The sequence below is a fragment of the Roseiflexus sp. genome (assembly GCF_057785375.1).
In genome coordinates this window covers 1-21,237 of the sequence record NZ_JBYNRX010000075.1, presented here as the reverse complement: position 1 = coordinate 21,237, position 21,237 = coordinate 1, and the positions used below count along the sequence as shown (strand labels likewise).

The window sequence follows — 21,237 nt, the reverse complement described above, 5'->3', positions numbered from 1 at the left end:
TCGCTGCCTGCTGTGCGCGTGGGCGCTCCCCTACAACCTCTCCGCCTCCCCACGTTCAACGTTCGCCTCTCGCCTCACACCTCTCGCCTCTCACCTCTCACCTCTCACCTCTCACCTCTCACCTCTCACCTCTCACCTCTCGCCTCTCGCCTCTCGCCTCACACCTCACACCTCACACCTCACACCTCACACCTCACACCTCACACCTCACACCTCACACCTCACACCTCACACCTCACACCTCACACCTCACACCTCACACCTCACACCTCACACCTCTCACCTCTCGCCTCCCTTGAACTCCCCCAATGGAAACACCGGTATCATCTGCTCTTCGACCCAGTGGAGCGCATCAACCGGCGTCATGCCCCAGTTCGTCGGGCAGGTGGAGAGCAATTCGACCAGCGCAAACCCACGACCGTTCATCTGACACTCGAATGCAGTGCGCAGCGCCTTCTTCGCGCGGCGGATTTCCGCCGGATTGTGCAGGCTGCGACGCGCCACATACGCTGCGCCGTCCATCTGCGCCACCAGTTCACAAACCCGCACCGGATACCCTGTCCGCTGCGGATCACGACCGCCCGGCGATGAGGTGGTCACCATGCCAGGCGGCGATGTTGGCGCCATCTGCCCGCCGGTCATGCCATAGATCGCGTTGTTGATAAAAATGACCGTAATCTGTTCACCGCGCGCTGCGGCGTGCAACACTTCGCCCAATCCAATCGACGCCAGATCGCCATCGCCCTGGTACGTGAAAATAATCCGGTCAGGCAGCACCCGCTTCAGCCCGGTAGCGACTGCCGGGGCGCGCCCGTGTGCAGCGCCGACGAAGTCGCAGGCGATGTAGTTGTAGGCGAACACCGAGCACCCGACCGAGGCGACGCCAATCGTGCGCTCCAGGATGCCGAGTTCTTCCAGCGCCTCCGCCGTCAATCGGTGAGCGATGCCGTGGGTGCAGCCAGGGCAATAATGCGTATGCGCTGCTGTCAACCCCGTCGGACGTTCGTACACACACTCTTCGGCAATCATCGCCGCACCTCCGCGTTGAGTATGCGCGCACCGTTCGTTGTGACGCGCGTATCGCGCATTGCCTGTTCGATCGCCCGCAGCACCTCGTCCGGCAGCATTTCGACGCCGCCCAACCGACCGTAGAAGCGTACCGGCGCGCGACCGGCGACGGCGAGCCGCACATCCTCGACCATCTGACCGGCATTCATTTCGACGGCCAGGAACGCGCGCGCGCGCGGCGCCAGGTGTGCCAGGGCATGCATTGGGAACGGGGAAAGGGTGATCGGACGGAACAAACCGACCGCCATGCCGCGCGCGCGCGCGGCTTCGACCGCATTCTGCGCCACGCGCGCCGCGCTGCCGAAGGCGACGACGATCAGATCGGCGTCTTCCAGGTACAGCCCGGCGAAACGCTGCTCGCGTTCGGCGATGATGGCGAGTTTCTTTTGCAGGTTCAGGTTGTGCCGTTCCAGCGCCTCGGGTTCGAGGTAGAGCGATGTGATAATGCGCTGCGGACGCCCTTCCGCGCCATCCACAGCCCATTCTGGCGTCGCTGAGACGTTCTGGCGGAACGACGGCAATTCGGCAGGTTCCATCATCTGCCCCAGATTGCCATCGATCAGCAGAATGACCAGCATGCGGTACTGTTCGGCCAGATCGAACGCCAGCCCGGTCAGATCAATCGCTTCCTGAACCGTCGCCGGCGCCAGCGTCAGCGGACGGAAGTCGCCGTGCCCGGCTGAACGAGTCATCTGAAAATAATCCGATTGACATGCGGCGATGTTCCCCAATCCGGGACCGCCGCGCATCACATCCACCACTACAGCCGGCAGTTCTGCGCCGGCGATGTAACTCAATCCTTCCTGCATCAGGCTGATGCCCGGACCGGACGACGAGGTCATGACGCGCTTGCCGGCGCAGGCTGCCCCATAGACCATGTTGATGGCAGCGACTTCACTCTCCGCCTGCACGAACGCCCGACCCAGCTCAGGCATGCGCCGCGCCAGATATTCGAGCAGTTCGGTCTGCGGTGTGATCGGATATCCGAAATAGGCATCGAGACCGGCACGGATCGCCGCCTCAGCAATTGCCTCATTGCCTTTCAGAAGTTCTCGCGCCATTGCGATCTCCTCTTTCATGCTGGTTGAATTACGATGCTGCTTCCAGTGCGCACACGCCGCCAGCGGTGATACTGGCTTTGACGGAGAATGTGCGATAGACCGTGATTGCCGCTTCCGGGCATACCAGAGCGCAAATGGTGCATCCGGTGCATTTGCCGTCGGGATCGCGCAACTGCGCGGGATGATGACCGGCGGCATTGAGCGAGGCCGCCAGATGCACAACGCCTTTTGGACAAAACGCGACACACAATCCGCATCCTTTGCAGCGTTCCGTATCCACAATGATGCGTCCCCGAACCATCTCGACCTCCGATCAATAAGTGAACTCGTGAATATCGTAAGTGGCGATCCGCGGACCGGACGACCCAACATGCAATCCCGCCACAATCGCCCGGTGTTGTGCTCGAAGTTCGGCATCGTCGAGCGATCGAATGCCCACTTCCGCAATCTGTATCCTGTACGGCGCGTGTGCGTGTTCGACGAGCGTGCTGAAATACACAATATCTTCCTCATCGAGCGACAGCCGGTTGAGCAACGCGACCGTGTCGGCGACATGCCCGGCAGCGAAGCGGTCGCCACCCAACCCGACGAGCACGATCAGGCTCACCGCGATACCTGCCTGTTTCAGCGTCGCGACCGTCTCTGCAACGTCGGCAGCGCTCGATGGCTTCTGCACGAATTCGAGCAGCGGATCGTGCCCGCTTTCCAGTCCGATGCTGACCTGTTTCAATCCCAGCGCACCCAGACGGGCATACTCCTCCATGCTCTTTTTCCTGCCGGTAAAAGCGTCCAGGAAGGCATAGATCGGCAACCGGCCAATCTCTTCACGCGCCATTTCGATGAATATTTCCAGGCGTCTGGTCGGCGCAGCGAGTGCGTTCGCCTCACCCAGGAAGATCGACCGCCGCATAAGGAGCGAGTCGCCGAAAAACGCGCGCACTGCCTGCACATGCGTACGAAATTCATCGGGCGACTTGATGCGAAAACGCCGATCACGGTAAAAGTCGCAGAAGGTGCAGGTATTGAACGAACATCCCTCAGTCGCCTGAAGCACAACCGCCATATACTGATCTGGCGGCAGAATGCCGACCGGATCGTACACCCGACTGAAGGTCGCACAATCTGCGCGGTGTGCTGTTGCGTCGAACCGCGCTGCATGTTCGAGCATCTCGAGCGCGCCGACCAATGCGCCGTTTGCACCGACGCGCGCCGACGCTTCGACTGCCAGCGCATCATGCAACGCCGCCATCCGCGCCGCTGCCCCATCAATCAGGTCGAGCGCCTCGGCATCACTCAGGCGACGCCGGAGCAGTGCGCCGTCTACGCGGCGCTTTTCCAGCACCTGACCATTCAACCCGCGCCGGTATGTGCGACCATCGCGGGTCAGCGCCCACAACCGGCCGCCGCGATCATAGGTGAATACCTCGCGCGTATCGAACATAACGCTGATAGCGCCTGGCTTGACGCTGATCGTCACCTGTTCGTTACGGATTGTGCGATGAATCACCATTGCTGAAACCCTTGGGCGGATGCCCGGAGACATCCGCCCGATCATCCCCCTTATGACGGGGTCAGCGTAAGAACCGGCACAGTCACAATCATCAGCGCCAGCGCCGGACGATGTGTCTCAGTCCGGTTCATGGAACGCTCCTCTCCTGACGTTCTTTGTTTCAGAGGTGGTAGTATTGGGGCGCATGGTTTATCATAGGAGACCTGTGAGGCTATTGCGGAAAAGAAGTGTGCACCACAAAGTTAAGGATGCGCTACTCTTGCCAAAACATGCTATACTGCGGCGCGTGTATTCCAGCAGGAGCGTTCCATGCGTATCTTCAAGGCCAAAGCGCCGATGCGGATCGGCTTTTTCGGCGGCGGCACGGATGTCAGTCCGTATGCCGAGGAATATGGCGGCAAGGTGCTCAACTGTACGATCGATAAATATGTGCGTTGCATGCTGCGCCCCAGCAGAGAACCGGGGATTACCGTCCGCTCGCTCGACCTGGAAGAGGTCAGCCGCAAGACGACTGGACACTGGGATGGGCGGCTCGATCTGCCGCAGGCGGTGCTCGACGCCGCCATGCCGCCTTCTGAAGGGGTCGAGGTGATCATGTTCTCCGATGTGCCGCCTGGTTCCGGGCTTGGCTCATCATCGGCGCTGGTCGTCAGCATGCTGAAGTTGATCGGCGCTGCCTATCAGATCAATCTCGACCCGCATACACTGGCAGAACTCGCCTACCGGATCGAGCGCGTCGATCTGGGTATCCCCGGCGGGCGGCAGGATCAGTATGCGGCGGCGTTCGGCGGCATGTGCGTCTATCACTTCGGCAAAGGGCGCGTGATCGTCGAGCCGGTGCTGAACGATCCGACTGCGCTCCTCGAACTGGAGAGCTGCCTGCTCCTCGGCTATATCGGCAGCCGTAAGTTGCTCACGCAACACCTGGTTGACGATCAGGTGCGTCGCTTGAAGGAGGGCGACACGCTCCGCTACCACGATGAGACCAAAGCCTTCGTCGATGAAGCGGTTCGTCTATTGCGTGGCTTGCAGATCGCCGACTTCGGCAGGCTGCTGCACGATGCGTGGGAGGTGAAGAAGGCCTTCTCGCCGTACATCGCGCCGCCCGAGGTCGAAGACATCTATGCGCTGGCACGCCGTCACGGCGCGTGGGGCGGCAAGATCACCGGCGCCGGCGGCGGCGGGTTTATGGTCTTCGCATGCCCCTTCGACCGGCGGCTCGAACTCGAGCGGGTGTTGATCGAAGCCGGGGTGCAGATCCGCCACTTCTCGTTCACCACTCAGGGTGTGCACGCATGGGCGGTCGAGGTGGAAGAGCGAACCAACCGATGACTGTCACCCACCCCCCGCCCTTCTTCCACGCTGCAGGCGAGGGGAGCGTTTTGCCATCCTGATGCCTCGCAAGGACGATGCAAAACGAGGGTGTGCGAACAAATCTACATGCAACCTCACCTCACGCCTCGCGCCTCGCGCCTCGCGCCTCGCGCCTCGCACCTCGCGCCTCGCACCTCGCACCTCGCGCCTCGCACCTCGCGCCTCGCACCTCGCGCCTCACACCTCGCACCTCGCGCCTCGCACCTCGCACCTCGCACCTCGCGCCTCGCACCTCGCGCCTCGCACCTCGCACCTCGCGCCTCGCGCCTCGCGCCTCGCACCTCACACCTCGCACCTCGCGCCTTTATGGTATCATAGCACTCATGAATCGCTCACTCGCCATTGCTCCCGAAGTTCAGGCGGCGCTCGATACCGGGCAACCGGTCGTTGCACTTGAGAGTACGGTCATTTCCCACGGGTTGCCGTACCCGCACAACCTGGAACTGGCGCGCGCCATGGAGCAGGAGGTGCGCGATGGCGGCGCAATCCCCGCGACCGTCGGGATTGTGGCGGGCGTGCCGACCGTCGGCATGGATGCAGCGGCAATCGAGCGTTTCGCCCGGACTGATCCGCAGAATCGCCCATCGAAGGTCTCACGGCGCGACCTCGGGTATGTGATCGCGTCAGGCGGCGATGGGGCGACAACTGTTGCCGCAACAATGGTGCTGGCACATCTGGCAGGGGTGCAGGTGTTCGCCACCGGCGGGATCGGTGGCGTCCATCGCGGCGCGCGTGAGAGTTGGGATGTGTCTGCCGATCTGACGGAACTGACGCGCACGCCGGTGCTGGTGGTGTGCGCCGGAGCGAAAGCCATTCTCGATCTGCCAGCGACGCTGGAGCATCTCGAAACCAGCGGCGTACCGGTTCTTGGCTGGCAAACGGATGAATTTCCGGCCTTCTACAGCGCCGCGAGCGGGCTGCCGGCAGCGCTGGCGCCGGATGCGTCGTTCGTCGCGCGCGCGTGGCGCGCTCATCGTGCGCTTGGCGGCGCCGGTATGCTGTTGGCCGTGCCGCCGCCTGCTGAGTACGCTCTGGATCGCACAGTGGTCGAGGCGGCTGTCGAGCGCGCCCTTCAATCTGCATCGGCGGAGGGGATCCATGGTCCAGCGGTGACGCCATTCCTCCTGGCGGCGCTCGCGCGCGAAACCGAAGGCGAAAGTGTGCGCGCCAACGTTGCGCTGCTGCGCCAGAATGCGCGAGTCGCGGCGCAGGTGGCGACAGCGATTGCAGATCTGCTATGACGACGCTTTCTTCTACAAAACGAGACACTCTGCCAAATCTGTATGATCTGTCGCTGGCGGACATGGAGCGCCTGCTGGCTGATTGGGGACAGCCTGCCTATCGCGCGCGGCAGATCTTTCGCCAGTTGTATGTGAACCTGGTCGACACGCCACTGACGATGACCGACCTGCCGCTGGCGCTGCGGGAACGGCTAGCTGCCGAAACTCGCCTCGAACCGTTGACGCCGGAACAGGTTCAAACAGCGGACAGCGGGCTGACGCGCAAGGCGCTGTTTCGTCTCCCTGGCGGCGCGCTCGTCGAGAGTGTGCTGATGATCTACCCGGACCGCGCAACAGTCTGCGTTTCGACGCAGGCAGGGTGCGCTATGGGGTGCGTCTTCTGCGCCACGGGAATGCTCGGTCTGCTGCGCAATCTGTCGCCGGGCGAAATCGTGGCGCAGGTCGTCTGGGCGGCGCGCGAGATACGCCGCTTCGCTGCCGGTCGCCAGCCTGCCCCGGTGAACCAAGCGCCAGAAGACGACACATGGTGGACGCCGGATGATCTGGAAGGCGATGCGCCATCTATCCCGCAGGCGAGTTCCGCCTCACGCCTGACGAACATCGTCTTCATGGGCATGGGCGAGCCATTTGCGAACTATGATCGCTGGTGGCGCGCCGTGGAAATCATCCACGATCCGCGCGGTCTGAACATGGGCGCCCGCAGCATGACCGTCTCGACGGTCGGGCTGGTTCCAGGCATCCGCCGCCTGGCGACGGAGGCGCTGCCGATCAACCTGGCGATTTCGCTCCATGCCCCGGACGACGACCTGCGCAGCGCGATGATGCCGGTCAACCGCCGGTATCCGCTGGCGGCGCTGCTCGACGCCACGCGCGACTACCTGGCAGCAACCGGGCGGCGAGTCTCGTTCGAGTATGTGCTCCTGCAGGGGCGGAACGATGAACCAGAGCACGCAGCGAAACTGGCGGCGCTGTTGCGCAGCGAGGCTGGACCGGCAGGGTTGCCGCTCCACATGGTGCATGTCAATCTCATCCCATGGAATCCAGTGCCGGGCATGCCCCTGGGCCGGTCGGAGCGCCGTCGCGTGCTGGCGTTCCAGCGCATTCTGCGCGAGCGCGGCATCGCCTGCACCGTCCGCGTCGAGCGCGGCGTGGCGATCGCCGCCGCCTGCGGCCAACTGGCCGGGGGCGTTGAACGCTGAATGTTGCACGTTGCACGTGAAAAGGTTCCCGGTAGGGGCGCGCCGCTGGCGCGCCCACGCGCACGGTGACGGGCAGGAGGCGCCGGCAGGGGCGCGCCGCTGGCGCGCCCACGCGCACGGTGCAGGTGAAAAGGTTGAAGGTGGACGGATGATGAAGAGATACGCTGGCGGATGTGACCGTCACCGCGGGAAGACTGGCATCCTCCTATTCCTCACCCCGCGCAACGCATCCGCAGGATCAGGCATGAAACACAAGCGGTGACAGTCACGATGGGGAGCAGTTCTCAGTTCTCGGTTCTCAGTTCTCAGTTCTCGGTTCTCTATGCATACATCCAATCATTTTCTCCTCCGACCCGACATCACCTTCCTCAACCACGGCAGTTTTGGCGCGTGTCCCCGTCCGGTATTCGAGGCGTACCAGCAGTGGCAGCGCACCCTCGAAGAACAGCCGGTCGAGTTTCTCGGGCGACGGCTCAACGGGTTGCTGGCAGACGCGCGATCACGCCTGGCAGCGTTCATTGGCGCGGCGCCGGCGGATGTCGTTTTCGTACCCAACGTCACCTACGCGATGAACATTGTCGCGCGCTCGATCACCCTGCAACCCGGCGACGAAGTGCTGGGAACCACCCACGAGTACGGCGCCATCGAGCGCGCCTGGCGCTACGTCTGCGAACGCGATGGGGCAACCTACATCCCGCAGCCGGTTCCGCTGCCCGCCACCGATGCCGGCGCCATCACCGAACAGATCTGGAGCGGCGTCACCAAACGCACGAAGGTGATCACCCTGAGCCACATCACCTCGCCAACCGCGATGATCATGCCGGTTGAGGCAATCTGCCAGCGCGCGCGCGCAGCAGACATCATCACGGTCATCGACGGCGCTCACGCGCTCGGACAGATCGACCTGGATATGGAAGCCATCGGTGCAGACTTCTACGGCGGCAACTGTCACAAATGGCTGTGCGCACCCAAGGGCGCCGGATTCCTCTATGCCCGTCCCGAACGGCAGACGCTGCTGGAACCGCTGATCGTCAGCTGGGGATGGCAGCCGCGCCATCCGATGCGTTCGAGTTTCCTGGCATATCCGGAAGGCGCATCGTTCCGCGACTACTACGAGTGGATGGGGACCGACGATCCCTCAGCATTCCTCAGCGTCCCGGCGGCGATCGATTTTCAGAACGCCAACGACTGGGGATCGGTGCGGCGCGCCTGCCACGAACTGCTTGCTGACGCCTCACAGCGCATCGCTGCGCTCACCGGGCTTGCGCCGCTCACCCCCGATGGCATCGAGTGGTGGGTGCAGATGCGTGCGCTCCCGCTGCCGCCGTGCGACCCAAAGCAGGTTCAGGCGCGCCTCTGGAACGAGTTACGCATCGAAGTTCCCTGCTTCGAGTGGGAAGGCCGACCCCTCATTCGCGTTTCCATCCAGGCGTACAACGCCCCCGCCGACATCGACCGATTGCTGGATGGGTTGCGCCATATCCTGAAAGATATGGCGCATAAGGAGAAAGAATAGGCTCTTACCCCTGCGCTGCTTCCGTCATCTGCTCCAGATCGCTGAGCAAGGCATCGAAATGATCCATTGCCGCCTGAATCGGCGCAGGTGAGAGCATATCGACGCCGGCATCGCGCAGCAGATCGATGGATGGACGCGACGACCCACTGCGCAGGAAGCGCAGGTAGCGCTCGATTGCCGGGCGCCCCTCGCTAACAATGCGCTTGTGCAGCGCCAGCGCCGCCGAAAGCCCCGTCGCGTACTGGTAGACATAGAAATTATAGTAGAAGTGCGGAATCCGCGCCCACTCCAGTGCAATCTGTTCGTCGAGCACGACTTCCGCACCATGGTAGCGCGCCACAAGATCGCGGTAGATCGTGCTGAACAGTTCGGTCGTCAGCGGCTCGCCAGCCTCTGCACGGCGGTGAATGTCGAGTTCGAACTCGGCAAACATCGTCTGGCGGAAGAGGGTCGTGCGGATGTCCTCCAGTTGCTCGACGATCAGATAGCGCCGCAGGGTCGGATCATCGCGCGCCTGTAGCAAATAGTCGGTCAACAGCGCCTCGTTGAGTGTGGACGCAACCTCAGCGACGAAAATGGTGTAATCGCCATAGACATAAGGCTGCGTCTTGCGCGTGAAGTAGGAATGCATCGCATGCCCGAGTTCGTGCGCCAGCGTAAACACATCGTTCAGGCGATCCTGATAATTGAGCAGCATGAACGGCGCTGTCGTATAAGCGCCATCGCTGTACGCCCCACTGCGCTTGCCGACATTCTCGTAGACATCGATCCAGCGGCTGCTGAACGCCTCTGCGATGGCAGCGCCATACTCCTCGCCAAGCGGCGCGAACGCCGCGCGCACCAGACGTTCCCCTTCTGCATACGGAACCGCAACATCGGCTTCGGGGACCAGCGGCGCATACAGGTCGTAGAAGTGCAGTTCGTCCAACCCCATCATCCGCCGGCGCAATCGGAGATAGCGGTGGAGACGCGACAGATTGGCGTTGACCGTCGCGATCAGGTTGTGGTAGACCTCGACCGGAATGTCATTCGGGGTCAGTGCGGCTTCCAGCGACGACGAATAATGACGCACGCGAGCATTCAGTACGTGGGTGCGCACCTGAGCGGCAAGCGACGCGCCGAGCGTGTTGCGAATCCCCTGGAAGACGCTGTAGTAACCGGTGAACGCATCACGGCGCACCCGCCGGTCGGGGCTGCGCAAAAAACGCAGGTAGCGCCCATGCGACAGTTGCACCGGCTGCCCCTGTTCGTCCTCAATTGTCGGGAAACTCAGGTCGGCATTCGTCAGCACCTCGAAAATCTCGCCCGGCGCGCGCGTGATGTCGCTAAACTGCGCCAGGATCGCCTCGACTTCCGCTGAGCGCACATGGGCGCGCTGGCGCAGCAGTTGATCCAGTGCATACTCGTACACCGCCAGGTCGGGATGTTCGCGCAGCCAGGCGCGGATCTGCTCCTCCGGCGCTGACAGGATCTCAGGGTCAATGAACGCAAGCGCGGCGCTCACCTTTGCCACCAGCGTCCCCGCGCGTTCGGCGAGCGCCTGCCCGACCGGATCGGTCGTGTCGCTGTCGAAGCGCCGATTGGCGTAGACATAGATCTGCCAGAGACGCATCGACGCCTGATCACGCAGGCGCAGCGTCAACAGCAGATCGTCAGCGCTGCGCACAACACGCCCCTGCATGGCGGCAATATCGCCGAGCATCCCTTCGATGGCGGCGATATCCTGCTCCCAGGAGGCATCGTCCGGGTATATAGTTGTGAGATCCCAGCGGTACTGTTCAGGGATCTCGTCACGGCGCGGGACCTTCTGCATTTCGGTCACGGTTCCAGCTCCTGTGTAATGTTCACATTCGAATGATCAGTTCAAACAATCGTCTCCGGTAGGTTGCACTGTCGACTTTCGCCCACACCCGCGAGAAGCCGGTGAGCAGCCGGTCGTGGGCTACATCAAGCGCCGCAAGATACTCCTGTGCACCAAGGTCGTCGGTCAATCCAAGTGCGCGTATGTGTTCACGGGCAACGACCGCATCCTGGAGATTGCCGAGCAATTCCTGCAGGTCCATCAGCGGACCGAGCGCCTGATCGACGCCGGGTCCAAGCGCATCGGCAAAGAACTCTAGCGTATAGCGCAGTCGTTTGCCAGCAATACGCGCCATATGGCGCACCTCGTCCGGTGCGCCGTCGAGCACAGCGTCGAAGGCGCGCCACTGCTCGTAGCGTTGCCAGATGGCGCTGCCGGCAAAGTCGCGCACCCGCGTCGGTGCACCAGTTTCGCTCTGATCGACGACGCCGGCGCCGGGAGTGGTGAGGAAAGTAGCGAATTGATGGAGAAAACGCCCAAAACGCTTCGATTCCAGATCGGCGATCATGCGCTCGCGTGCTGGCGCTCGCGCAGCCTCGATGGCAGCGATCAGCGGTTCCATAACCGGCCGGCGCTCTTCCGGCAGGCGATCACGGAAGGTGCGGACTGACCCCAGAAACACGTCATAGTCGCGCACAACGCCGAGTGAACGCGCAACGCGCCGCAATCCGCGTCGCAATTCCCGCACCAAGCCGGTGTCGAAGATCCCCTCGACGACCTGAAGCGACGCGCGCAGGCGTCGTGTGGCCACACGCGCATCGTGGACATCCTCCGGATCTTCGTCTTTTTCGACGGCGTCGATGCGAGCGAGCAGGCGCTCGAAGGTGCGGCGCAGCATCCGGCGCACCCCTTCCGCCAGCGGCTCGCCTCCTTGCAACCCGTCGGTGAGTTTCAGCATGGTGAACGCCGGATCGAGCGGTTCGACCGGCAGCGGAAGCAACGCGTCGTGTTCCACAACGGCGCAGGTGATCGGACCGAGGTGATCGCGCCAGAGATCGCTGCGTGCATTAATCCGTTCCAGCACATCATCGTTTCCGGACGCCAGGGTCAGCGCAACTGAACCATTCGCGTGAACGACCGCCAGCCTGCCGATGCCCTGCTCCGCCAGCGCAGCAGCCAGGCGCAGAATTGCGCCGAGGCGCAACGCCGCCTTCTGTTCACCGTCCCTCAGACGGATAAACGCCGGATCGCGGCGCGGGCGCGCTTTCGCGCGCGCCATGCCCGGCAACGCGGCGGCGAGCGCCTGCTGATCGGCGTCCAGGTCGTCGATGCGGGTTGAGAGGAGCATATCGCGCGCCGCGCGCTCTGGCGCTTCGACACCGGCGGCAAGCGCAGCATCGTAGCAGGCCGCAGCCAGCCCCAGCAATCGGCGATGCACCGGCAAAAACGCACCAGTTGGCGCCGCGCGATCCAGCAATGTCAATGCCAGCGGACGAACGTTCAGCCGTTCAGTTGCCACAATCATCGCAGTGCTCTCTCTTTGCTGATTGATAGCCTCTTCCAGCCCGGAGTGCAAAACCGCTTCATCGAGCAGCGCCAGACCACGCGCCAGTTTGCTCAGATTGTCGGGTTGCAGCGGGAACTCCTGCTGCAACAATGCACCAAGCGCATCGAGGTCGTCGCGCACGCCTTCGGGCAGCAATTCGACCTCCAACTCGTAGAACATTTGCTCGCGCCCACCAGCATAGATGACTCCTTCATCGAGCGCGATTTCGGCGACCTGCCGCGAACCCCGCCAGACGCGCACAGGGCGGCGCAGGGTTTCGATCGTCAGCACTGGTTGCAGTGGCGCGCCGCCTGCCAGCACAAGCGCGCGGTCGCGCACATCGCCGGGGGGCCAGTGCTGCGGATCGTCGCTTTCGACGGTCATCTCCCACTCAGGGCGCTGGTGAAGCCCATCGCGCGACCGGGCTTCGCCTTTCAGGGTCGCAATTCGGGTACGACCGACGGTGCGCACGCGCAACCCGTAGCGCTGCGCCCGCAACCGGAAATCGGGTGTGTCGTAGTAGGTATTGTGCTGGTGTTCGCCGTCTCCCACGGGCTTCAACTGAAAATCGCCGAGAGTTATCGGACGCGCCAGCGCTCGAAAGATCGACGGATCGTCGACGCGAAACTTCAGTTCGATTTCGAGCGGATCGATGCGTTGCTGATCCATAGGCATCCGTTATGCAGACAAATATCAGGATATAACCATGCGTTCCAGTATACCATGTTCAGTCCGAGAGTATGGGTGCAGGCATGAGTTGTCATGAAACGACGCTCCGGCTGCCAGCGATTGACATCGCTCCTGGCGGGCCTGCGGCCGACCGTCCGCCTCCGCGGACGGGACCGGCGGCGTCCACGCAGGTGGACGCCCGGCGGAACGCCTGCCCGGCGCGACTTCAGTCGCCAGCCAGGGCGCAGCGCAGCAGGGACGCGATTGCTTGCCGCCTGACAATGCATGCCTGCACCCCACGATCATGCATCTTATGGTATACTTATGTGTGGTTTGGAAGAAGTGAACGACCGGCTGCGCCGGCCTGTTCGCGATTAGATGCAAGGAGTTGTCTCGTGGCGCTGGAAAAAGACGAAAAGACGTCAATTATCGCTGATTATCAGGTGCATAGCAGCGACACCGGCTCGCCGCAGGTGCAGGTGGCGTTGCTGACCGAACGCATCAACGGCTTGATCGAGCATCTGAAGGTGCATCCGCACGATCATCACTCGCGGCGCGGGCTGCTGAAACTGGTCGGTCGCCGCCGCCGCCTATTGGCGTATCTCTCAAGCAAAGACAAAGATGCATATCGGAAGTTGATCGACAGTCTGGGGTTGCGTCGCTAGCATGGTATCAGGGGTGCGCGCGTTGTTCGATCAGTGTGCCGTCATGGGGCGTGGCGCGGGAGCGCTGCATCTCCTGGTCTCTGGAGGGCGCCGGGTTCGCGGATGCGGCATCGCCTGTCGTACACTCCGCGAAAACCCATAGTGAGTGTGTGAGCCTGGGGTGTGCGCCTCAGGCTCGCCTTTATTGGACGTAAGATCTGGGGCTGTCAGGAATTGGAGCTTGGGGCCGAATAACGTTCGACCACAGTCTCCAGTGCCTGACGCCCCGCATTGGACCGGGCAACGGTCCGCATGCAAGGAAGGATTATGGCAAAACGTCAGATTCATTCGGTGAGTATGGAAGTCGCTGGCCGTACCCTTACCCTGGAAACGGGGCGATTCGCTGAGCAGGCGAATGGCGCAGTGGTTGTGCGGTGCGGCGACACGATGCTGCTGGCAACGGCGGTGGCATCGAAGGAACCGCGCGCTGATGCAGATTTCTTTCCGTTGACGGTTGACTATGAAGAAAAAATGTACGCCGCAGGCAAGATTCCCGGCAGTTTCTTCAAACGCGAAGGGAAGCCTACCGAAGGCGCCATCCTGACAGCACGTCTCACCGATCGTCCGCTGCGCCCGCTCTTCCCCGAGGGCTATCGCAATGAGGTGCAGATCATCGTCACCACCTTTTCAATCGATATGGTCAACGATCCCGCGCCGCTGGCAATTATTGCCGCGTCAGCAGCGCTGGCGATCTCCGACATTCCGTTTCTCGGTCCGGTCGGCGCAGTACAGGTCGGGTATATCGATGGCAAACTCCACATCAATCCGCCAATGTCCGATATGGCAAGGAGCGACCTCGATCTAGTGGTGACCGGCACGAAGGACGCGGTGCTGATGGTCGAGGCGGGGGCAAAGGAACTATCCGAAGAGGTGATGCTCGAGGCGGTTATTCAGGGGCACCAGGTATGCAAGCAAATCTGCGATCTGCAAAACGAACTGGTGAAACTGGCAGGTCGCCCGAAGAAGGAGTTTGTTCCGCCGCCGGTCGATACATCGCTCGAAGAGGCGATCCAGCAGTGGCTGGGGAACCGGTTGTACGAGGCGATCACCGATGCGAACAAAATGGTGCGCGATGAGCGGACTGAGGCGCTCAAGCGCGAGGTGATCGCCCATTTCACCGCCGATGAGCCGGAAGAAGAACTCGAGGCGCGTAGCGCCGCCGTTTCAGCCGCCTTCGAAAACATCCTGTACGAAGAGGTACGGCGCATGATCCTCGAACGCGGCGAGCGTGTCGATGGGCGTGGTCCGAAAGATATTCGCCCGATCTCGGTTGAGGTGGGCCTGATCCCGCGCGTGCACGGGTCAGGTCTGTTTACCCGCGGTCAGACGCAGGTGCTGACGCTGGCAACGCTCGGTTCACCCGCCGAGGAGCAGCGCCTCGATGATCTGGGCATCGAAACGACCAAGCGGTATATCCATCACTACAACTTCCCGCCGTTCAGCACGGGTGAGATCCGGCGCCTCGGCTCGCCGCGCCGCCGTGATATTGGTCACGGCGCGCTGGCGGAACGGTCGCTGCTCGCAGTGCTGCCGCCCAAAGAAGAGTTCCCGTACACTATGCGCCTGGTGTCCGAAACGCTCTCGTCGAACGGCTCCTCGTCAATGGCATCGGTCTGTGGATCGTCGCTGGCGCTCATGGATGCCGGCGTGCCGATCAAAGCGCCAGTCGCCGGGATTGCGATGGGGCTGATTACCGGCAAAGACGGGCGCTGGCGCGTGCTGACCGATATTCAGGGCCTCGAAGACCACCTGGGCGATATGGATTTCAAGGTCGCCGGCACAGCGCAGGGGGTCACCGGCTTGCAGATGGATATCAAGACCACCGGCGTCACGTATGAGATTATGCGCGAGGCGTTTGCCCAGGCGCGGGAGGGGCGTCTGTATGTCCTCGATAAGATGAATGCCGTGATCAGCGAGCCGCGCAAGGAATTGTCACCGTATGCGCCGCGCATCATTACGCTCCAGATCAACCCGGAGAAGATCGGTGCGCTCATCGGTCCTGGCGGTAAGACGATCCGTAGTATTACCGAGTCCACTGGCGCACAGATCGATATCGAGGAAGACGGGCGGGTGTATATCTCAACGGCTGACGCCGCCGCTGCGCAACAGGCAGTGGCGATGGTCGAGGCGCTAACGCGCGAGATTAAGGTCGGCGATATCTTCCTCGGCAAGGTGGTGCGGATCATGCCGTTCGGCGCGTTCGTCAACCTGGCGCCCGGCAAAGACGGCATGGTTCACGTCTCTGAACTCGATGTCCAGCGGGTCGAAAATGTTGAGGACGTGATTAAGATGGGTGACGAGATCAACGTCATGGTCATCGGCATCGAGCCTGGCACCGGCAAGGTGAGCCTGTCGCGGCGCGCGCTGCTGACTGGCGAGACGGCGGAGGATCGTCGGTCCGCCGGGGCGGGGCGCGGTCTGCGTGATGGCGGCGGGCGCAGCAGCGGCGATCGCGGCGGCGACCGGAGTCCGCGCAGCGATGATCGTCCGCGCCCGCGCCGGCGGTAAACAGCGCTGACGACAGTTGTTCGACCCGGTTGTCGTCCTGTGGAGCGATGCAGCAGATGCGTCGCTCCTTTTCGTTGCATGCGGAAGGATAACGGCGCATGACCTGGACCTCCTGGTTGACCGTGGCGATTGTTGTGGTCACGATCACAGGTATTGCTGTCGGGCGCTGGCCCTGGGTGCGTGCTGACCGCGCGACTATCGCGGTGGTCGGCGCGGCGGCGCTGCTGGCGTGCGGCGCTCTGACACTCGAAGAGGCGTTTGCGGCGCTCGACCTCGATACCCTGTTGCTCCTCTTCAGTATGATGGTGCTCAACGGGCAACTCTACAACGCCGGTTTCTTCGGGGTTGTGGCGCAGCGCGTGGTGCGGGTGGCGCATTCGCCGCGCGGCCTGCTGGCGCTTATCATTGGGACGTCGGGCGTGCTCTCGGCGCTCTTTCTGAATGATACGATTGCGCTCATGCTCACGCCGCTCGTGCTCGATACCACGCGCGCGCTGTGGCGCAATCCGATCCCCTATCTGATCGGTCTGGCGACGAGCGCCAATATCGGCTCGACGGCGACGATTACCGGCAACCCGCAGAACATGATCATTGGCAATGCGTCGGGCATTTCCTATGCCGCATTTGCCGCCGCGCTCGCACCGACAGCGCTCATCGGCATGGCGATCTGCTGGCTGGTGATTGTGCTGGTCTATCCTCGGGAATTTCGCCGCGAGCGCTTTGAGACGCCGGAGGTCGGGCGGATGCGGGTCTATCGTCCGCTGCTGCGCAAGGTTGCCGTTGTGGCGCCGGTGATGCTGGCGCTGATGATTGCAGGCGTTCCTGTGGCGCTCGCGGCGTTTCTGGCAGCGGCGGCGCTGCTCGCTACACGACGGTTGCGCCCGGAACGGGTCTGGAAAACGGTGGACTGGACTCTGCTCGTCTTCTTTGCCGGCCTCTTCGTCGTTACCAGTAGCCTCCAGGCGCAGGGCGTGACCGAACGACTGTTTGCAGCGACCGCGCCGTTGATCGGCGGGGATCTCGTGATGTTCGGCGTCGTCACTGCCATCCTCTCGAACCTGATCAGCAATGTGCCGGCAGTGCTGGTGCTGCAACATCTGATCCCCGCCCTGGCGCAGCCGGAACGTGGCTGGCTCATGCTGGCGGCGGCTTCGACTCTGGCGGGCAATCTGACGTTGATCGGCTCGGTCGCCAACCTGATCGTGGCGGAACTCGCGGCGCGCTGGGGGGTGCAGTTGACATTCGGCGCCTACCTGCGCGCCGGTGTGCCGATCACGGTGTTGACCCTGCTGGTCGCATTTGTGCTGGTTTAAGTCACACCAGCCGGGGTATGACGAAGATATCGATGATCATCGAGATCATCGTCAACCCGTGGAGCGCAACCGGCGCCCACACACTGCGGGTTTTCAGCGCCAGATACCCGCCAGCAATCCCAATCGGCAGCCCCATCGCCGCCATCATCGCGCGTTCGACCATGCCCACCGGCGCAACGGCGAAGTGGTTTAGCGCGTAGGCGGCAGTGGTCAACAGCACCGCCAGATGGCGGTTGAATCCGGCATCGCACAGCCCTGAAAGGATGACGCCGCGCCAGAGGAACTCCTCTGCCAGCACCAGCAGCGGAAAGAGCAACACCAGGCGCATGCCGATCAGGATCTCTTCCATCTGCGCCATGGGCGCGCCACCTGCGCGGTAGTACATATAGGTGTTGATATTGTCGATCACCAGCAGCGCTAGACCAATGCCGCCACCCCACGCCAGCGCTCGCCGTAGCCCGCGGCGCGTCACCCACATCGCCTCCCACAGGCCATCACGCATCCCCAGTAGCAGGGTCACGCCGATGGCGCCAATGACGTAGAGAAAGAGCGCGGGCCATTCCGCCAGCGGCGTAAAATGCCCGATGAGACCGGCGATCCAGACCGATCCCGCCAGTGCCAAACCAGACACAAGCCGCTGGCGCGCCGATGATCGTGGTGAGATAGCGGACATCTGCGGGCTTAACGTGTGGTTCATGTTCCCTCCTTTTGGCGACGCTCATTCAGGCAAGACGCCGCCTTTACGCCTGTCACCTTCATTTGAACCACAGAGACACAGAGCGCGCAGAGCGGTGCGCCTCGCCCCATCCCACGTTGAACGTGCAACGTGCAACGTTCCCTCCTGCAACCTTCCCACCTGCCATTGTACTCGAACCACAGAGACCCTCGAGGTCGAGCCAGGCGCCGCCAGCGAACAAGAACTATTCCGCTGAGCAGCGGCGGAGGCCTCACAGGTCGGGCGCGTCCTTCACCCTCCCACGTTCAACGTTCAACTGTGGTCCACACCCGCAGTCCCATCCGGCTGAGGTAGATTGGGATTGGCTGGAAGAGCGGGCTGAGTCGGCGGATGTCGCGCAGCAACGCGCGATTGGCGCTGGCGTCGGGACCGCACAGGAGGGTCAGCGAACCGCCTTCGCCGCCGGCGCCATTGACCTTCCATCCGAGCGCGCCGTGTTCACGGGCGAGCGCAATCACCGCCCCGGCGTCGGCATTGACGAGCGCCGGGTGCAATGCGCGCTGTGCGTCGGTGTTGTCGATCATGGCCCGACCGAGCGCCGCGAAATCACCGGCGTACAGCGCATCGCGGGCGCGCACGGCGCAGTGGCGCAGCGCATCGAGGCGGGGGGAAGCGTCACCTTCACGTTCGAGTGCCGCAATGACCTGCTCGTGGACTGCCGAGGAACTGTGGGTGCGACCAAGAAAGATCAGCGCCAGGCGGCGCTCCAGTTCCCACCAGATCGCATCGGGAACGCGGATCTGCGAGACGGTGGCATAGGGGTACTGGAACATCTCGATGAAATTGATCCCGCCGTATGCCGAGCAGAGTTGATCCTGGATGCCGCTCTGCAACCCCAACCGCTGCGTTTCGACCCGATGCGCGGCGTAAGCGACTTCGTGCGGCGTCATCCTGCCAGGGGTCAGCGCATCGAGCGCGCCGATCAGCGCAACCGTGACGGCGGCGGAAGTGCCGGTAGACGCTCCTGCCGGAACATCGGAAAAAATCGTAATCTCCAGCGCCACGTCATCTGGCAGCGGCGCCTCGTTGATCGCGGCTTCCAGAAGCGGATGCCGCGCATGATCGATGCTGCCCGGCATCACCACATAGCGCTCGCCATAATTTTCTGCGTGGAGCGTCACCTGATGCTCGCGGCTGGAGCGAGGAAACACCGCCGCCTGCACCTCGACATACGGATAGACGCCGATGTTGAAAATCGCGCCATGCCCGGCAAACCAGGTGTCGGTCCAGCCGCCAAGATCACAGATGCGGATAGGCGCCACGCTGTTGATGATCAGGTCAGGCTTTGCGGCAGATGAAGATGTACTCATGCTTGAACACATAGAACCCGCCAACCAGCGCGCGATAGCGCCAGAGTTCTTTCTGACTGCGCTTGCCGGTCGTCTGCTCGAAATTCTTCACCACAACGCTTTTGAGCGTGAATCCGTGGCGCAGGACTGCCTGCATCCCCAGAAATCCGAGCGGGATCCACTCGCCATTGGCGTATTTGTCGCCGAGCACCAGCGCCAGGTAGCGTCCGTGGTCGAGCACGTCCGTGACACGCGCCACCGCCTCCCCCAGACGAACGAGAAAGGTATCGACCGATGGCGCATTCGCCAGGTCGCGCCGGTCTTCACTGAAGCGAATGATGTCGTGATAGGGAGGGTGCAAAATGGCGAGTTGCGCCGAGCGGAAGCCGTAGCGTTCCAGCGTCGCGCGCCAGTCGAAGGTGGTGCTATCGCCGACCTCGAGCGCGCACAGTGCATGACGCCGGTCTGGTTCGCTTGCCAGCGTCGCGCGCGTCTGTTCGGCAACTGCCGGGTTCAGTTCCACGCCGATGGCGGGGCGTCCCAGGCGGCGCGCTTCGATCAGGGTCGTGCCAGAACCGGCGAACGGATCGATGACCAGATCGCCGCGGCGGGTATAGCGCCGCATCAACTGATACGGAATCTGCGGCACGAAATTGCCCCAGAACCCGGCGTGATGCGCGCTGCTGGCGTCACGTCGGTCGAACAGCCACAAACTATCGGTCAGAATGTCGTCGTATTCCTTCCAGCGGTTGAGGTCGATGTCGTTGATCGCGCCGGTGCGCGACTCGCACGCGGCGCGCACCAGTCGGTCAAGGTAGTAGCGGGCGCGTTCGAGGGTGAATGCCGCGGCAATCTGATCAAACGCCTCACGCAATCGCCGTTTGCTGAAGATCGTCACATCTTCGTCGGCGGCGGTGCGCAGTGCGCCTGCCGGATCATCGATCTGGCGCCAGAGCAGGTCGAGTGCGCTGCGCAGATCGCCGACCGAGGGCGATTCGCGCAGTCGGTATAGCGCATTCGTGAATGGTGTACGCGCCAGGCGTAGCAGGTCATCGGGAACGGCGTTCTCCACAGGTGGACGAGCCGGAAGAAGCGGGCGTGCCATGAATATTTACACTCACAGGGCAAAAAGCGGTTTCAAGAGCAGTATAACACGCCAGTTGCGTAAAATGCAAGAGGGTTGCATGATTCTGTGTCAAGAATCATGCTTGCATTTGCTCTCCACCCGCTCGCCTTGTCGTCTTGATGAACCACAGAAGCACAGAGGGCACAGAGAAGAACGCCAGACCTCATTTCCCATGCGCACGCCTTCACCCCTGTTCGGGCGCCCACAAGGGGCGCCCCTACCACCTTCCGACGCGCAACATGCAACGACAACTTTCCCTCGCCCCCTCTCGCCGCTCGCCCCTCGCCGCTTGCCCCACGCCCCAAGCCCCTTGCCCCTGATCCGCGATGGGTCTTCTAGACACCGAATTCGGCAAGCGCCGCCTCGACGCGCCAGTCCGCGCCCGCGCCGTGGCTGATCGCCTCCATCATGGCGGCGGCCGCGTCGCGCGCTGTCGCCCACGCCTTGAAGTCGGGCTCCTGCGGCAGATAGGCGAAGGTCGTGCCCGGCTGCACGAAGCGTTCGCCGCCATCGGCCTCGATCAGCCCCGCGGCGATCTTCAGCAGCGTGGATTTGCCTGCACCGTTGCGTCCGACG

At 62.7% G+C, this 21,237-nt stretch carries 18 protein-coding genes; 8 read left to right on the top strand and 10 right to left on the bottom strand.

All coding sequences use genetic code 11. The features are described from left to right. Positions 1-279: 279 nt before the first annotated feature. Genes AC3EA7_RS13450 through AC3EA7_RS13435 form a run of 4 tightly spaced genes read right to left on the bottom strand, consistent with a single transcriptional unit; the run spans position 280 to position 3,639 of the window. Complete coding sequence (locus AC3EA7_RS13450) at positions 280-1,029, bottom strand: thiamine pyrophosphate-dependent enzyme (protein ID WP_488614571.1); 750 nt, start codon at positions 1,027-1,029, stop codon at positions 280-282. Further along, entirely contained in the window at positions 1,026-2,129 is a 1,104-nt protein-coding gene (vorB, locus tag AC3EA7_RS13445; protein ID WP_488614570.1) for a 3-methyl-2-oxobutanoate dehydrogenase subunit VorB, read from the bottom strand. Before vorB ends, AC3EA7_RS13450 begins: the two co-directional genes overlap by 4 nt. 28 nt (positions 2,130-2,157) lie before the next feature. Next, positions 2,158-2,430, bottom strand: coding sequence for a 4Fe-4S dicluster domain-containing protein (locus tag AC3EA7_RS13440; protein WP_488614569.1), 273 nt, complete (start codon positions 2,428-2,430; stop codon positions 2,158-2,160). Positions 2,431-2,442: 12 nt separating this feature from the next. Further along, on the bottom strand, positions 2,443-3,639 hold the full coding sequence (locus AC3EA7_RS13435) for a radical SAM protein (RefSeq protein WP_488614568.1): 1,197 nt from the start codon (positions 3,637-3,639) through the stop codon (positions 2,443-2,445). A gap of 309 nt (positions 3,640-3,948) precedes the next feature. On the opposite strand from AC3EA7_RS13435, the gene AC3EA7_RS13430 reads away from it, so the two are divergent. From AC3EA7_RS13430 to AC3EA7_RS13415, 4 genes are all read left to right on the top strand, one after another. Continuing rightward, a complete protein-coding gene (locus tag AC3EA7_RS13430) occupies positions 3,949-4,971 on the top strand; it encodes a GHMP family kinase ATP-binding protein (protein WP_488614567.1) in 1,023 nt (340 codons plus the stop codon). 365 nt (positions 4,972-5,336) lie between these two features. Next, the gene (locus tag AC3EA7_RS13425; protein ID WP_488614566.1) at positions 5,337-6,254 is read left to right on the top strand and encodes a pseudouridine-5'-phosphate glycosidase; all 918 of its coding nucleotides are present in this window, start codon (positions 5,337-5,339) and stop codon (positions 6,252-6,254) included. A 62-nt stretch (positions 6,255-6,316) separates the two neighbouring features. Further along, on the top strand, positions 6,317-7,453 hold the full coding sequence (locus AC3EA7_RS13420; RefSeq protein WP_488614573.1) for a radical SAM protein: 1,137 nt from the start codon (positions 6,317-6,319) through the stop codon (positions 7,451-7,453). A 322-nt stretch (positions 7,454-7,775) separates the two neighbouring features. Continuing rightward, positions 7,776-8,969: an aminotransferase class V-fold PLP-dependent enzyme gene (locus tag AC3EA7_RS13415; RefSeq protein WP_488614565.1), complete on the top strand. Its 1,194-nt coding sequence runs from the start codon at positions 7,776-7,778 to the stop codon at positions 8,967-8,969. A gap of 4 nt (positions 8,970-8,973) precedes the next feature. Here AC3EA7_RS13415 and pepF read toward each other — a convergent pair whose 3' ends face one another. Together pepF and AC3EA7_RS13405 are read right to left on the bottom strand one after the other, a co-directional pair. Further along, a complete protein-coding gene (gene pepF / locus AC3EA7_RS13410; RefSeq protein WP_488614572.1) occupies positions 8,974-10,782 on the bottom strand; it encodes an oligoendopeptidase F in 1,809 nt (602 codons plus the stop codon). A gap of 31 nt (positions 10,783-10,813) precedes the next feature. Further along, the gene (locus tag AC3EA7_RS13405) at positions 10,814-12,985 is read right to left on the bottom strand and encodes a CYTH and CHAD domain-containing protein (protein WP_488614564.1); all 2,172 of its coding nucleotides are present in this window, start codon (positions 12,983-12,985) and stop codon (positions 10,814-10,816) included. A gap of 93 nt (positions 12,986-13,078) precedes the next feature. On the opposite strand from AC3EA7_RS13405, the gene AC3EA7_RS13400 reads away from it, so the two are divergent. The 4 genes from AC3EA7_RS13400 (at position 13,079) to AC3EA7_RS13385 (ending at position 17,510) form a co-directional block, all read left to right on the top strand. Beyond that, positions 13,079-13,264, top strand: coding sequence for a hypothetical protein (locus AC3EA7_RS13400; RefSeq protein ID WP_488614563.1), 186 nt, complete (start codon positions 13,079-13,081; stop codon positions 13,262-13,264). A 116-nt stretch (positions 13,265-13,380) separates the two neighbouring features. Continuing rightward, complete coding sequence (rpsO, locus tag AC3EA7_RS13395; RefSeq protein ID WP_488614562.1) at positions 13,381-13,650, top strand: 30S ribosomal protein S15; 270 nt, start codon at positions 13,381-13,383, stop codon at positions 13,648-13,650. Between the two features lie 306 nt (positions 13,651-13,956). Beyond that, positions 13,957-16,197, top strand: coding sequence for a polyribonucleotide nucleotidyltransferase (gene pnp, locus AC3EA7_RS13390; protein WP_488614561.1), 2,241 nt, complete (start codon positions 13,957-13,959; stop codon positions 16,195-16,197). A 98-nt stretch (positions 16,198-16,295) separates the two neighbouring features. Continuing rightward, positions 16,296-17,510: an anion transporter gene (locus AC3EA7_RS13385; RefSeq protein WP_488614560.1), complete on the top strand. Its 1,215-nt coding sequence runs from the start codon at positions 16,296-16,298 to the stop codon at positions 17,508-17,510. 1 nt (position 17,511) lies between these two features. On the opposite strand, the gene AC3EA7_RS13380 is transcribed toward AC3EA7_RS13385, so the two are convergent. From AC3EA7_RS13380 to AC3EA7_RS13365, 4 genes are all read right to left on the bottom strand, one after another. Then, entirely contained in the window at positions 17,512-18,207 is a 696-nt protein-coding gene (locus tag AC3EA7_RS13380; RefSeq protein WP_488614559.1) for a CPBP family intramembrane glutamic endopeptidase, read from the bottom strand. Between the two features lie 284 nt (positions 18,208-18,491). Continuing rightward, positions 18,492-19,556, bottom strand: a complete 1,065-nt coding sequence (locus AC3EA7_RS13375; RefSeq protein ID WP_488614558.1) for a GHMP family kinase ATP-binding protein — start codon at positions 19,554-19,556, stop codon at positions 18,492-18,494. Further along, entirely contained in the window at positions 19,525-20,640 is a 1,116-nt protein-coding gene (locus AC3EA7_RS13370) for a DNA methyltransferase (RefSeq protein ID WP_488614557.1), read from the bottom strand. The genes AC3EA7_RS13375 and AC3EA7_RS13370 overlap by 32 nt, the downstream gene beginning before the upstream one ends. Before the next feature lie 356 nt (positions 20,641-20,996). Beyond that, a partial coding sequence (locus tag AC3EA7_RS13365; protein ID WP_488614556.1) for an ATP-binding cassette domain-containing protein occupies positions 20,997-21,237 on the bottom strand: 241 nt, incomplete at its 5' end.

What these genes read in the sequence shown, in the direction of transcription:
- AC3EA7_RS13400 (WP_488614563.1), top strand. Translation starts at nt 13,079, where the DNA reads ATGAAACGACGCTCCGGCTGCCAGCGATTGACATCGCTCCTGGCGGGC.
- AC3EA7_RS13430 (WP_488614567.1), top strand. Translation starts at nt 3,949, where the DNA reads ATGCGTATCTTCAAGGCCAAAGCGCCGATGCGGATCGGCTTTTTCGGC.
- AC3EA7_RS13425 (WP_488614566.1), top strand. Translation starts at nt 5,337, where the DNA reads ATGAATCGCTCACTCGCCATTGCTCCCGAAGTTCAGGCGGCGCTCGAT.
- AC3EA7_RS13415 (WP_488614565.1), top strand. Translation starts at nt 7,776, where the DNA reads ATGCATACATCCAATCATTTTCTCCTCCGACCCGACATCACCTTCCTC.
- AC3EA7_RS13435 (WP_488614568.1), bottom strand. Translation starts at nt 3,639, where the DNA reads ATGGTGATTCATCGCACAATCCGTAACGAACAGGTGACGATCAGCGTC.
- AC3EA7_RS13370 (WP_488614557.1), bottom strand. Translation starts at nt 20,640, where the DNA reads ATGGCACGCCCGCTTCTTCCGGCTCGTCCACCTGTGGAGAACGCCGTT.
- AC3EA7_RS13385 (WP_488614560.1), top strand. Translation starts at nt 16,296, where the DNA reads ATGACCTGGACCTCCTGGTTGACCGTGGCGATTGTTGTGGTCACGATC.
- vorB (WP_488614570.1), bottom strand. Translation starts at nt 2,129, where the DNA reads ATGGCGCGAGAACTTCTGAAAGGCAATGAGGCAATTGCTGAGGCGGCG.
- pepF (WP_488614572.1), bottom strand. Translation starts at nt 10,782, where the DNA reads ATGCAGAAGGTCCCGCGCCGTGACGAGATCCCTGAACAGTACCGCTGG.
- AC3EA7_RS13420 (WP_488614573.1), top strand. Translation starts at nt 6,317, where the DNA reads ATGGAGCGCCTGCTGGCTGATTGGGGACAGCCTGCCTATCGCGCGCGG.
- pnp (WP_488614561.1), top strand. Translation starts at nt 13,957, where the DNA reads ATGGCAAAACGTCAGATTCATTCGGTGAGTATGGAAGTCGCTGGCCGT.
- AC3EA7_RS13440 (WP_488614569.1), bottom strand. Translation starts at nt 2,430, where the DNA reads ATGGTTCGGGGACGCATCATTGTGGATACGGAACGCTGCAAAGGATGC.
- AC3EA7_RS13380 (WP_488614559.1), bottom strand. Translation starts at nt 18,207, where the DNA reads ATGAACCACACGTTAAGCCCGCAGATGTCCGCTATCTCACCACGATCA.
- AC3EA7_RS13375 (WP_488614558.1), bottom strand. Translation starts at nt 19,556, where the DNA reads ATGAGTACATCTTCATCTGCCGCAAAGCCTGACCTGATCATCAACAGC.
- AC3EA7_RS13405 (WP_488614564.1), bottom strand. Translation starts at nt 12,985, where the DNA reads ATGGATCAGCAACGCATCGATCCGCTCGAAATCGAACTGAAGTTTCGC.
- AC3EA7_RS13450 (WP_488614571.1), bottom strand. Translation starts at nt 1,029, where the DNA reads ATGATTGCCGAAGAGTGTGTGTACGAACGTCCGACGGGGTTGACAGCA.